General features: G+C 65.9%; 11 protein-coding genes. 7 read left to right on the forward strand and 4 right to left on the reverse strand.

What is annotated here, in order from left to right; all coding sequences use genetic code 11:
* Positions 1–172 precede the first annotated feature (172 nt).
* The 3 genes from ODI_RS09500 (at position 173) to ODI_RS22510 (ending at position 3,405) form a co-directional block, all read left to right on the forward strand.
* Positions 173–1,378 (forward strand): hypothetical protein, encoded by a 1,206-nt coding sequence (locus ODI_RS09500; protein WP_067753129.1) that lies wholly within the window; start codon positions 173–175, stop codon positions 1,376–1,378.
* 582 nt (positions 1,379–1,960) lie between these two features.
* Positions 1,961–3,022 (forward strand): AI-2E family transporter, encoded by a 1,062-nt coding sequence (locus tag ODI_RS09505; RefSeq protein ID WP_067753132.1) that lies wholly within the window; start codon positions 1,961–1,963, stop codon positions 3,020–3,022.
* Between the two features lie 281 nt (positions 3,023–3,303).
* Positions 3,304–3,405 carry an entericidin A/B family lipoprotein gene (locus ODI_RS22510; protein WP_231968248.1) on the forward strand — a complete coding sequence of 34 codons (102 nt, stop codon included), beginning with the start codon at positions 3,304–3,306 and terminating at the stop codon, positions 3,403–3,405.
* A gap of 139 nt (positions 3,406–3,544) precedes the next feature.
* On the opposite strand, the gene ODI_RS09515 is transcribed toward ODI_RS22510, so the two are convergent.
* Genes ODI_RS09515 through ODI_RS09525 form a run of 3 tightly spaced genes read right to left on the reverse strand, consistent with a single transcriptional unit; the run spans position 3,545 to position 7,010 of the window.
* On the reverse strand, positions 3,545–4,528 hold the full coding sequence (locus ODI_RS09515; protein WP_067753135.1) for a tripartite tricarboxylate transporter substrate binding protein BugE: 984 nt from the start codon (positions 4,526–4,528) through the stop codon (positions 3,545–3,547).
* Between the two features lie 56 nt (positions 4,529–4,584).
* The gene (locus ODI_RS09520; protein ID WP_067753138.1) at positions 4,585–5,814 is read right to left on the reverse strand and encodes a CaiB/BaiF CoA transferase family protein; all 1,230 of its coding nucleotides are present in this window, start codon (positions 5,812–5,814) and stop codon (positions 4,585–4,587) included.
* Positions 5,814–7,010 carry an acyl-CoA dehydrogenase gene (locus tag ODI_RS09525; RefSeq protein WP_067753141.1) on the reverse strand — a complete coding sequence of 399 codons (1,197 nt, stop codon included), beginning with the start codon at positions 7,008–7,010 and terminating at the stop codon, positions 5,814–5,816. The genes ODI_RS09520 and ODI_RS09525 overlap by 1 nt, the downstream gene beginning before the upstream one ends.
* Positions 7,011–7,182: 172 nt before the next feature.
* Here ODI_RS09525 and ODI_RS09530 point away from each other — a divergent pair, with 172 nt between their 5' ends.
* Positions 7,183–8,142 (forward strand): LysR substrate-binding domain-containing protein, encoded by a 960-nt coding sequence (locus ODI_RS09530; protein ID WP_067753144.1) that lies wholly within the window; start codon positions 7,183–7,185, stop codon positions 8,140–8,142.
* 3 nt (positions 8,143–8,145) lie between these two features.
* Here the strand turns inward: ODI_RS09530 and ODI_RS09535 are convergent, their stop codons facing one another.
* Complete coding sequence (locus ODI_RS09535; protein ID WP_067753232.1) at positions 8,146–8,724, reverse strand: TIGR00645 family protein; 579 nt, start codon at positions 8,722–8,724, stop codon at positions 8,146–8,148.
* A gap of 343 nt (positions 8,725–9,067) precedes the next feature.
* Here ODI_RS09535 and tig point away from each other — a divergent pair, with 343 nt between their 5' ends.
* The 3 genes from tig (at position 9,068) to clpX (ending at position 12,454) form a co-directional block, all read left to right on the forward strand.
* Entirely contained in the window at positions 9,068–10,378 is a 1,311-nt protein-coding gene (gene tig, locus ODI_RS09540; protein WP_067753147.1) for a trigger factor, read from the forward strand.
* Complete coding sequence (gene clpP / locus ODI_RS09545) at positions 10,378–11,034, forward strand: ATP-dependent Clp endopeptidase proteolytic subunit ClpP (protein ID WP_067753150.1); 657 nt, start codon at positions 10,378–10,380, stop codon at positions 11,032–11,034. Before tig ends, clpP begins: the two co-directional genes overlap by 1 nt.
* A 118-nt stretch (positions 11,035–11,152) precedes the next feature.
* Positions 11,153–12,454, forward strand: coding sequence for an ATP-dependent Clp protease ATP-binding subunit ClpX (gene clpX / locus ODI_RS09550; RefSeq protein WP_067753153.1), 1,302 nt, complete (start codon positions 11,153–11,155; stop codon positions 12,452–12,454).
* Positions 12,455–12,756 lie beyond the last annotated feature (302 nt).

Raw genomic sequence — 12,756 nt, forward strand, 5'->3', positions numbered from 1 at the left:
GCCCGTCAGCAATTGTGCACGCCCCTGCCCGCCGGCTGGTACTACGCCCTGCGCCGGATCGGGACGGGCAGCGGCATGACTATCAGCGCGGTCACCTTGACACCGCTCGGCTGAGCGAGGCTATTTGTTAAACTGCCGCCACTTCATAATTGCTATCTATGGCGGCAGCAGAATGAGAACAAACGCCCTGCTCCTATGGTTCGCATTCCCTGGGTATGCGATCTACCACGTATTGCGCCCCCACTTTTTGCCCAACACGGGCATCGGCCTGTTCACCATCACATTGCTCATCGCGGCTGCGGCGTCGGTGTCGAGTTGGTTGTACCGCGGCATTGCAGGGAAGCCTGTGCTCAACACGGCGGCTCTGCCAGTTGCTGGTCTTCACTGGGCCCTGATGATCTGGATGGCGTGCATCATCCTCATCAACACTGGAGCAGGTAACGTTGCTCCTGTTGATGCGGTGGCGAGTCTGCAGTTTGTAGTGGCGATGGCCGGGATGTTTTGCCTGGGGGTTGGATTTACGAAGCCAAGAGGCGGTGTTCTATTCGTCACCTGGTCCGGCTTCTTCCTGTGGGCGTGCATCTATTATTACGTCCCCTCTCTCGGGTACATTGAGATACCTCCAGGCTCGGTGGAAGATCAGCATACGGCCTACGCCCTGACTGCGAACTATCAAGGGATCGCCAGGTCCATCATGTATACCGGGTTGCTGTTCGTCCCATTCATCAAATCACGCCTCGTTAAGTCCGCGGTTTTCATTTTCTATTGCGGGCTTTTGGTCATGTCTGGATCCAGGACCGACGCAGCACTAATGGTCTTACTTGTTCCAGTCTTCGCGTATATCAATTACGGGCCAGTGAAGACTGTGATGCTTGGGGCGGCTGCGGTTGCTGGTTTGACGCTCCTGGCTTTGGCATACGGCCTGGAAGGCGGTGGGCGCTACAGCATGGGTGGTGCGTCTGCGTCCCTGGGGGAGCGCTCCCTGTTCTTGTCTTCAGGGCTGGAAAACATCCTAGCCAACCCCGTGCAAGGGGATTTCATGTATTACCTGAGGGAGTTCGGATCCTCAGGCGCCTACATCCATAATGGGTTGTCTATGTGGGCAGACTATGGCCTGTTCGCGATGGCGCTCTATGTGGCCTTGATCTTTTCTGCCCTCGCGGTCGGAATGGCCGAGGTCTTCTCTGGCAGGCGGACTGGCATTGCCGAATGTCTTTTGTATCTGTCAATCACTTCCCTGATCGGGGTGGCTATTTCACGATCCATTTCCTGGCCGATGCCAGCGCTGGCGTGGGGGATAGCCTATGGCATCCTCAGCAGAAAGACGCAGATGGGCCGGCAGGGTGCCGCTGTTCAATTGTCGACGCCTTCCCAATAGGCCTCGTCGTCCGTTCCTGGCTCACGGGTCCAGGAGCAGCATCCTCGTTCTGGCATTGGCCGGACCATGCCCGAGTCCAGACACCGGACGGCACCCCATCCGAACGGGCCACCGTAGTGCTGGCACGTGAAGCATCCGCCCGGGCGCTCCGGTGGTGGGGCGCCCATCATAATGTTCATGTTGATCGATTTGGACATGGCAATTCACTGGATGGGCGAACAGTGTATGGCGTTAGGGTAGGCCGCGCACCCTAGTCCGCCAGTACTACGCCAAGCCCGGGGTACACCGCGCCAATGCTGGTTCTCGTCGTCCCCCCCTTCGCACCATTTCCCCCAGTCCTCCTGGCCGGAAATTCGCCCGCCTGATCGCCTCTCTTCAGGTTTTCCCGGATCTTTCCCGGAAACCCGCACTTTTCCGGTCCCGGGCCTCTCCGTACATTCTGTTGCCGCGCCGCCCGCCTCCCGCGGTTTTTCGCGCCCAACCCCCCTTACAATTGCGCCGCCCGGGCGCCCTGTACATTGGGACAGCACGGCCCCGTCCCAAGCTTCCCCCGTCCCGCCGGACACTCGACGAATCACCACCATGAGCCACTCCACCCTCCATTACCGCGCCTTCATCTGCCTGCTGGTCCTGGTGTCGCTTGCTTTCGGCTGGGTGCTCTGGCCCCTGGTCGGCGCGGTCTTCTGGGGCTGCATCCTCGCCATCATCTTCATTCCGCTGCACCGCCGCATCCTGGCGCGCACCGGGCATCGCCAGAACCTGGCCGCGCTGCTCAGCCTGGGGCTGTGCCTGCTGATCGTGATCCTGCCGCTGGCCTTCATCACCGGCGCCATCGTCCAGGAAGCCGCCGCGGTCTACGAGCGCATCCGCTCGGGCCAGCTCAATTTCGGCGCCTATTTCCAGCAGACGGTGGACGCCTTGCCGGCCCCCATCCTGTCGCTGCTGCAGCGTTTCGGCGTCAGCGATTTCTCCAGCCTGCAGGCCAAGCTCTCCAGCGTGGCGGTGCAGGCCAGCCAGTTCGTGGCGGGCCAGGCCATCAACATCGGCCAGAACACCGCGCAATTCCTGGTGAGCTTCGGGGTCATGCTGTACCTGCTGTTCTTCCTGTTGCGTGACGGCGCCTCGCTGTCGCGCCGCCTGCGTGAAGCCATTCCGCTGGGCGAAGAGCACAAGCGCCACCTGCTGCGCAAGTTCATCACCGTGGTGCGGGCCACTGTGAAGGGCAACGTGGTGGTGGCCATCACCCAGGGCGCCTTGGGCGGCATCATCTTCTGGGTGCTGGGCATCCAGGGCGCGCTGCTGTGGGCGGTGCTGATGGCTTTCCTGTCGCTGCTGCCCGCCGTGGGCGCGGGGCTGATCTGGGGGCCGGTGGCCATCTATTTCCTGGCCACGGGCCTGATCTGGCAGGGCGTGGTGTTGACCGCCTTCGGCGTGCTGGTGATCGGCATGGTGGACAACGTGCTGCGCCCGATCCTGGTGGGCAAGGACACGCAGATGCCCGACTACCTGGTGCTGATCTCCACCCTGGGCGGCATGTCGATCTTCGGGCTGACGGGTTTCGTGGTCGGTCCCCTGATTGCCGCGCTGTTCATCGCGGTGTGGGATCTCTTCACCAGCATGAACGAGAACGCCGAACGCAGCTGATTCCGGCGCGGCACGCGGCGGCGAGTATGGCCGCCGCGTGACAGCTGTAACCGTTGCGAGCAGGGCCACGGGCAAACCGCCACATTGCGAGGGACTTCCTCAATACCCGACACCCTTGTTTACATCCAGCCGCGGTGCGCTTGGCTATCTTTGATCCCAAGCCGAATCCCGGCGCTCGATGATGGAAACGGAGGGAAATCATGCAAAAGAACGCGATGAATGCCCAGCGCGACAGCTCGCGCAAGGTCTGGAACAAGCCCGTGCTGGCCGTGCTGCTGGCCATGTCGGCGATCTCCGCCGGCTGCAATACCGTCGACGGTGCCGGCAAGGACATCGAGCGCGGTGGCGAAAAGATCCAGGGCGCGGCGGACCGCAACCGCTAAGCCCGGCAAGCATCGCGGTGGCGACACCGCGTTGGCGTGTGACCCGGCCAGACGCCGGCACACGTCGAAACGCCCTCCGGACGGAGGGCGTTTTTTATTGCGGCGCGCAGGGCGCCCGGCGGGCTCGCCGGCGTTGCCCTTACTGCTGCAAGGTCAGCTTCTGCTTGACCACCACATCCTTGTAGACCGCCAGCTCCTCCTTCATCTGCGCGGCGAATGCCTCGGGCGTGCCGGCCTGGATGATCGAGCCCGTGGCCTCGATGCGCTGCCGGATGCCCGGGTCCTGCAGCACCTTGCGCGTGGCCGCGTTGATCTTGTCGACGATCTCGCGCGGCAGATCCTTCGGTCCGACGATGCCGTAATAGGCCATGCGGTTGACCGGTTCCAGCCCCACTTCCTTGAAGGTCGGCACGTCGGGCAGCGCGGGCACGCGCTGCGGCGCCGCCACGACCAGCGGCGTCAGCCGCCTGTCCTGGATGAAGGGGAAGGCCGAGGGCAGGTTGTCGAAGATGATGGGCACCTGGCCCGCCACCGCGTCATTCAGCGCGGGGCCGCTGCCGCGATAGGGGATGTGCATCATGTCCGTGCCCGTCGAGAGCTTGAACATTTCCATCATCAGGTGCGTGATGCTGCCGTTGCCGGGAGACGCATAGGCGTACTTGCCGGGCGATTTCTTCACGGCCTCCAGGAAGCCCTTGTAGTCCTTGAAGGGCTGGCCCGGGTGCGCCGCGATCACGTTGGGCGTGGCCGCGATGTTGATGATGGGCGTGAAGTCGCGCGCGACGTCGTACGGGATGTCGGGATTGATGGCCGGATTGGTGGCCGTGGTGGACACCGTGGCCACGCCCAGCTGGTAGCCGTCGGGCGTGGCGCGGGCGGTGTCGGCCGCGCCGATGCTGCCGCCGCCGCCGCCCTTGTTTTCGACGACGACGGTCTGGCCCAGTTCGCGGCCCAGCGGCTCGGCCACGATGCGGGCGATCAGGTCGGTGGTGCCGCCCGCGGCAAAGGGCACCAGCAGGCGGATGGGTTTGGCGGGATAGCCGGACTGCGCCAGGGCAGGGCTGCCCAGCGCGGCCAGCAGGCCTGCGCCGATGGCCAGGCCCAGGAAATTGCGACGAATCATGCGGGTGTCTCCTCGGTGTTGTTATGGATACGCGTGAACGCCACGATGGCGAAAGACTAGATGGCCTTGCTCTCCCTCAGCGCTGCAATGGCGGCCGCGTCCAGGCCCAGGTCGCGCAGCACCTCGTCGGTGTGCTGGCCCAGGGCGGGCGGGGCGCGGCGGTAATCCACCGGGGTCTCGGAAAGACGCATGGGGCTGGCCACCGTGGCGATGCCGGCAATGCCGTCGCCGGCATCGCGCGGCAGGTCCACGCGTAAGCCGCGCGCCTGGACCTGCGGGTCGTCGAAGGCCTGCGCGATGGTGTTGATCGGGCCGCAAGGCACGGCGCGGTCTTCCAGCAGCGCGATCCACTCGGCGGTGGTGCGCAGCAGCATGACCGGACCCATCAGCGCCAGCAGCGCGTCGCGATGGCGCACGCGCGCGGTGTTGGTGGCGAAGCGCGCATCCTGCGCCCACGCCGGGCTCCCGATGGCCGCGCAGAAGCGCGCGAACTGGCCGTCGTTGCCGATGGCCAGCAGCACGTTGCCGTCGCGCGTGGGGAAGTCCTGGTACGGCGCCAGGCTGGGGTGGATGTTGCCGGCGCGCGCGGGCGCGTTGCCCGTGGCGAGGAAGCCGGCGGCCTGGTTGGCCAGCACGGCCACGCCCACGTCCAGCAGCGCCATGTCGATGTACTGGCCGCGTCCGCTGGCCTGGCGCGCATGCAACGCCGCCAGGATGGCGTTGCTGGCATAGAGCCCGGTGAAGACGTCGACCACGGCCACGCCCACTTTCAGCGGGCCGCCGCCGGGCTCGTCGTCGGCCTGGCCGGTCACGCTCATCAGCCCGCACATGGCCTGCACCATCAGGTCGTAGCCGGCGCGTTCCGCATAGGGGCCGTCCTGGCCGAAGCCCGTGATGGAGCAATAGACCAGGCGCGGATTCAGCGCGGACAGGCTGTCGTAATCGAGGCCGTACTGGCGCAGCCCGCCCACCTTGAAGTTCTCCACCACCACGTCGGCTTCGGCCGCCATCCGGCGCAGCAGCGCCTGGCCTTCGGGGTGCGCCATGTCCACGGTGATGGAGCGCTTGTTGCGGTTGCAGGCCGTGAAGTAGCTCGCCTCGCGCGTGTCCTGGCCCTGCGTGTCGCGCAGGAAGGGCGGGCCCCAGTGGCGGGTGTCGTCGCCCGCGCCGGGGCGTTCCACCTTGATGACATCCGCGCCCAGGTCGGCCAGCACCTGCGTGCACCAGGGGCCGGCCAGCACGCGGGAAAGATCCAGCACCTTGATGCCGGCCAGTGCGGCGCCCATCAGTTGGCGAAGGCCGCCAGGCCCGTCTGGGCGCGGCCCAGGATGAGCGCGTGCACGTCGTGGGTGCCTTCGTAGGTGTTGACCACTTCCAGGTTCACCAGGTGGCGCGCCACGCCGAACTCGTCGCTGATGCCGTTGCCGCCCATCATGTCGCGGGCCAGCCGCGCGATGTCCAGGGCCTTGCCGCAGTTGTTGCGCTTGATGAGCGAGGTGGCCTCGACCGAGGCGGTGCCTTCGTCCTTCATGCGGCCGAAGCGCAGCGCAACCTGCAGGCCCAGCGCGATCTCGGTCTGCATGTCGGCCAGTTTCTTCTGGATGAGCTGGTTGGCGGCCAGCGGACGGCCGAACTGCTTGCGGTCCAGCGTGTACTGGCGCGCGGTGTGCCAGCAGAATTCGGCCGCGCCCATGGCGCCCCAGGCGATGCCGTAGCGGGCGCTGTTCAGGCAGGTGAACGGACCCTTCAGGCCCTGGATCTCGGGGAAGGCGTTTTCCTCGGGCACGAACACGTCGTCCATCACGACCTCACCGGTGATGGAGGCGCGCAGGCCCACCTTGCCGTGGATGGCGGGGGCGGACAGCCCGGCCATGCCCTTGTCCAGCACGAAGCCGCGGATGGGGCCCACCGCGCCGCCGGCCGAGACTTCCTTGGCCCACACGACGAACACGTCGGCGATGGGGCTGTTGGTGATCCAGGTCTTGGCGCCGTGCAGGCGATAGCCGCCGTCCACCTTCTGCGCGCGGGTCGTCATGCCGGCGGGGTCGGAGCCGTGGTCGGGTTCGGTCAGGCCGAAGCAGCCGATCCATTCGCCGCTGGCCAGCCTGGGCAGGTATTTGGCCTTCTGCGCGTCGGTGCCGAATTCGAAGATCGGCACCATCACCAGCGAGCTTTGCACGCTGGCCATCGAGCGGTAGCCCGAGTCCACGCGTTCCACTTCGCGGGCGATCAGGCCATAGGCCACGTAGCTCAGGCCGGGGCCGCCATATTGTTCAGGAATGGTGGGCCCCAGCAGGCCCAGTTCGCCCATCTCGCGGAAGATGGCGGTATCGGCCTTCTCGTGGCGGAACTGTTCCAGCACGCGCGGCGCCAGCTTGTCCTGGCAGTAGGCCGCGGCGGCGTCGCGGATGGCGCGCTCGTCGTCGCTCAGTTGCTGGTCGATGAGGAAAGGGTCGTCCCATTGAAAGCGGGCGTGGGCCATGGTGTCTCCAGTGCGGCGGGTCGGGGTGGGGCCGGCAAGGCGTCCCGATCTATGCGTGATTGGTACGAGGTTGGAAGTCTTCTTCAGCGTAGTGCCACGCGCTGCCCGGCGGCAAGCGAGGAGTTCGCATCCAGGAATGCGATTTGGGAATACATGGAGTAGAGTGCCTGCCATGCGCCGCAACCTTCCTTCCGTCCAGGCCCTGTCCTGCTTCGAGTCCGCCGCGCGGCACGAAAGCTATACCCGTGCCGCGCAGGAACTGTCGCTGACGCAAAGCGCGGTGTCGCGCCAGATCCTGGCGCTGGAGGCCCAGCTGGGCGTGCTGCTCTTTCGCCGCACGCGCCATGGCGTGACGCTGACGCCCGCCGGCCGGCAGTACGGCCGGCAGGTGGCGCGCTGGTTGCAGGGCCTGGAGCGCGACACGCTGGACGTGATGGCGCACCAGGGGCATGGCGGCGCGGTCTCGCTGGCGGCGGTGCCCACCTTCGCCACGCGCTGGCTGCTGCCGCGCCTGTCGCGGCTGGCGCGGCGGCATCCCGACATCGTGGTGCACATCGAGACCCAGACCCGGCCTTTCCTGTTTGGCGATACGCCTTTCGATGCCGCGCTCTATGCCGGCACGCCCGAACAGGTCGCCAACTGGCCCGGCGTGCAGGCCCGGCGGCTGATGTGGGAAACGGTCGTGCCGGTCTGCAGCCCGGTCCTGCTGGCCACGGCGCTGGCGCGCGCCGGAAAGGGGCGGGAAGAGGGCGCGCAGACCCTGTCGCCGCGCCAGCTGGCCGAGCTGCCGCTCCTGCAGCAGAGCACCCGGCCGCAAGGGTGGCGGCAGTGGTTCGACGCCATGGGCATGCAGGACGCGCCGCGGGTGCTGGACGGTCCGCGCTATGAGCTGTTTTCCATGACGGCGGGCGCGGCCGCGCACGGCCTGGGCGTGGCGCTCATGCCGCCGATGCTGATCGAGGCGGAGCTGGCGCGTGGCGAGCTGGTGGTGGCCTGCGACAGGCCCTTGCGCCGGGAGCGGGGTTACTACCTGATCATGCCCGCCCAGCCCCAGCCGCCCGTGCTGGCGGCGTTCGCGCAATGGCTGGGCGAGATGGCCGCGGAGTCCGAGGCAGACCCGCGCGGCGAGTGAGCGTCAGTGCCTCTCGGCTTGCGGCCCGTGGCCGGCGGCCTGCATCGAGGCGCTGCTCAGCTTGTCGACATAGGCGATGCCGATGGCCGACAGGATGAAGGTGATGTGGATGATCGTCTGCCACATGACGCCTGTCTCCGTGAAGCGCGAGTTCGGCGAGCCGATGTTGCCCGCCTCGATGAAGGTGCGCAGCAGGTGGATCGACGAGATCCCGATGATCGCCATGGCCAGCTTCACCTTCAGCACGCTGGCGTTCACGTGGCTCAGCCACTCGGGGCTGTCTGGGTGGCCCTCCAGCCCCAGGCGGGAGACGAAGGTCTCGTAGCCGCCCACGATCACCATGACCAGCAGGTTGGAAATCATCACCACGTCGATCAGGCCCAGCACGAGCAGCATGATGTCCATCTCGCCGAAGCTGGAGGCGTGGGTCACCAAGTGCCACAGTTCCTTCAGGAACAGCAGCACGTAGACGCCCTGGGCCACGATCAGGCCCAGGTACAGCGGCAGCTGCAGCCACCGTGAGCTGAAGATGATGGATGCCAGCGGGCGCAGCGGCCGGGGCGTGGAAGAAGAGGGTTTCATGATGGAGCGGTCATCCGGCAAGAGGGAGATTCGAGGGAAGGGCAAACTGGGTGGGGCGGCATTCTAGCAACGCATCATGGCGTTTTCCCGCATGCTGCCCGGCGGGCTTGGACGGCCCATGCAGGGGGCTGGAACGGACCCCGCCCACTTTCCGGTAAAATGTCCCGTTGGTCGTGCGCGCAGGCCCTCAGGCTTGCGGTTTTCCCGGCCTGGCGCCGCGGCGCCGGCTGGTCTTCGCCACACGGCGGATGACGCTCCGGGACGGCACTTCGTGGCATCGATCAGGCTTCCTGGCCTGGCCGATCCCTCCATGACACATTCATTTTCGGGAAATAGGTTTTTCATGCAGCCTGTGGTTGAAACTCTCTCCGGCCTCCAGCGCCGCGTTGATCTGGCCGTTGCCCTGGCCGATGTCGAAAAGGAAGTCCAGGCGCAGCTCAAGCGTGTGGCAAGCACCGCCAAGGTCCAGGGCTTCCGCCCGGGCAAGGCGCCGCTGTCGATCATCGAGCGCAGCCACGGTCCCGGCATCCGCTACGACGTCATCAACAGCCAGGTTGGCCGCGCGTTCGACGACGCCGTCGGCGCCGCCAAGCTGCGCGTGGCGGGCGCCCCCAAGCTCGAGCCCAAGACGGAAGGCGTGCCCGAAGGCACGCTGGCCTTCACGGCCAGCTTCGAGGTCTATCCGGAAGTCCAGCTCCCCGAGCTGTCGACGCTGGAAGTGACCCGCGCCACCGCTGAAGTGGGCGAGGCCGAAGTCCAGCGCACCCTGGACATCCTGCGCAAGCAACGCGCGTCGTACGAAGCCCGCGCCGACCGCGCCGCCCAGGACGACGACCGCGTCACCCTGGACTTCGCCGGCTCGATCGACGGCGTGCCCTTCGACGGCGGCAAGGCCGAGGACTTCCCCTTCGTGCTGGGCCAGGGCCGCATGCTGCCCGAGTTCGAAACCGCCGTGACCGGCCTGAAGGCTGGCGACACCAAGACCTTCCCGCTGGCTTTCCCCGCTGATTACGGTGGCGCGGAAGTCGCCGGCAAGACGGCCGAGTTCGCCATCACCATCAAGGAAGTGGCCGAACCCGTGCTGCCGGAAGTCGACAGCGAGTTCGCCAAGTCGCTCGGCCAGGCCGAAGGCGACGTGGAAAAGCTGCGTGCCGACATCACCGCCAACCTGCAGCGCGAAGTGAAGCAGCGCGCCCTGGGCCGCACCAAGAGCAGCGTGATGGACGCCCTGGCCGCCGCCGCCAAGTTCGACGTGCCGCAATCCCTGATCGAGAACGACGCCCAAGGCCGCGTGGCTGCTGCCCGCGAAGACCTGAAGTCGCGCGGCGTGCCCAACGCCGAGTCGGTGCCGATCCCGCTGGAAGCCTTCTCCGCCGAGTCCGAGCGCCGCGTGCGCCTGGGCCTGGTGGTCGGCGAGCTGGTCAAGTCGGCCCAACTGCAAGCCAAGCCCGAGCAGGTGCGCGCCCGCATCGAAGAGTTCGCGCAGAACTACGAACAGCCCGCCCAGGTCGTCAGCTACTACCTGTCCGACCGCCAGCGCCGCGGTGAAATCGAAGCCGTCGTGCTGGAAGACAATGTCGTCGAATACGTCCTGGCCAATGCCAAGGTCACCGACGAGTCCGTGCCTTTCGAACAACTGATGGGAACTGCCTGATGCAACGCTTCACCGATTTCTATGCGTCCATGTACGGTGGCGAGTCGGTGACGCCTACCGGCCTGGGCTACATCCCCATGGTCATCGAGCAGTCTGGGCGCGGTGAACGCGCCTATGACATCTACTCGCGCCTGTTGAAGGAACGCATCATGTTCCTGGTCGGCCCGGTGCACGATGCATCGGCCAACCTGCTGGTTGCGCAGCTGCTGTTCCTCGAGTCCGAGAATCCGGACAAGGACATCTCGTTCTACATCAACTCGCCCGGCGGGTCGGTGTATGCGGGCATGGCCATCTACGACACGATGCAGTTCGTCAAGCCCGAGGTCTCGACCTTGTGCGCGGGCCTGGCCGCCAGCATGGGTGCATTCCTGCTGGCAGCCGGCGCCAAGGGCAAGCGTTTCGCGCTGCCCAATTCGCGCATCATGATCCACCAGCCCTCGGGTGGCGCTCAAGGCCAGGCAACCGACATCCAGATCCAGGCTCGCGAGATCCTGGACCTGCGTTCGCGCCTGAACCGCATCCTGGCCGATCGCACCGGCCAGCCGATCGAGCGCATCGAAATCGACACCGAGCGCGACAACTTCATGTCCGCTGAAGATGCGGTATCGTATGGACTGATCGACCGGGTGATGACGAACCGGGCCGAGGAAGCCTGATTTGGTGGCCTGGTCCTCGATGCCTTCGGGCGTCGGGGCCAGTCCCTCTCCCGCAGCCCTGTTCCTGCGGCGCAGTCCCAGCACCGGCCTGTGCCGCTCACCGAGACACTAGACGCATATGCCCGAAAAGAAAGGATCAGCCGACGCCAAAGTGCTGCATTGCTCTTTCTGCAACAAGAGCCAGCACGAGGTCCGCAAGCTGATCGCCGGCCCGTCGGTATTCATTTGCGACGAGTGCATAGATCTTTGCAACGACATCATCCGCGAAGAGGCGCAGGCCAACGCGCGCGCCGCGATTCGTTCCGATCTGCCCACCCCCGCCGAGATCAAGCGCTTCCTCGACCAATACGTCATTGGCCAGGACTCGCCCAAGCGCATGCTGGCAGTGGCTGTCTACAACCACTACAAGCGCATCCGCCACGGCGAGATCAAGGGTGACGAGGTCGAGCTCTCGAAAAGCAATATCCTGCTGATCGGCCCCACCGGCTCGGGCAAGACGCTGCTGGCCCAGACGCTGGCCCGCCAGCTCGACGTGCCCTTCGTCATGGCCGATGCCACCACGCTGACCGAAGCCGGCTACGTGGGCGAGGATGTCGAGAACATCATCCAGAAGCTGCTGCAGAACTGCAATTACGATGTCGAGAAGGCGCAGCGCGCCATCGTCTACATCGACGAGATCGACAAGATCTCGCGCAAGGCCGACAACCCCTCGATCACCCGCGACGTGTCGGGCGAGGGCGTGCAGCAGGCGCTCCTGAAGCTCATCGAAGGCACGGTTGCCTCCGTGCCGCCCCAGGGCGGCCGCAAGCATCCGAACCAGGATTTCGTCCAGGTCGACACCACCAATATCCTGTTCATCGTGGGCGGCGCCTTCGACGGACTGGAAAAGGTCATCCGCAACCGCACCGAGCGTTCCGGCATCGGCTTCTCGGCCTCGGTCAACGCCAAGTCCGAGCGTTCGGTGGGCCAGATGTTCTCCGAAGTCGAGCCCGAGGATCTGGTCAAGTTCGGCCTGATTCCCGAACTGGTCGGCCGCCTGCCGGTGGTCGCCACGCTGGCCGAGCTGGACGAGGACGCGCTGGTCAGCATCCTCACCGAGCCCAAGAACGCCCTGCTCAAGCAGTTCCAGAAGCTCTTCGCCATGGAAGGCGCCGAGCTTGACGTGCGGCCCGCCGCCCTGCGCGCCATCGCCCGCAAGGCGCTCAAGCGCAAGACCGGCGCCCGCGGCCTGCGCTCCATCCTGGAATCCTCGCTGCTGGACACCATGTACGAGCTGCCCTCGCAGGGCAACATCTCGCGCGTGGTCGTGGACGAAACCGCCATCGAAGGCAGCGGCAAGCCGCTGCTGATCTATGCGGACGAAGCCAAGGAAGCCCCCGCCAAGCCCGACCGCGGCGCAATCCGCGACGCCGCGGCCTGATCTGCCGGTGGTTTCCACCCGGGTAATCCACCGATTGCCCGCGGCGGCTTCCCCTGGACTTGACGCCAGCAAGACACGAGCAACCCTGCGCCACGCAGGGTTGCTCGTTTTTTGCGGCCCTCGTCCAAGGACAATGGCCAGACGGACTGCCGAGGAAAGCCTCTCCCGAGGGGCGCGGGCGCTTTTCGAGGCACCGCGCGTCGAAGGGATCCCGATCCACTATTGATTTTTCGGCTATTGTCTTCATATCGGACCTATGAGCGGCTCGCGGCCCTTGAACTGTCAAAGATCTTTCAGCCGTC

It is taken from the genome of Orrella dioscoreae (assembly GCF_900089455.2).
Classification (GTDB): Bacteria; Pseudomonadota; Gammaproteobacteria; order Burkholderiales; family Burkholderiaceae_B; genus Orrella; species Orrella dioscoreae.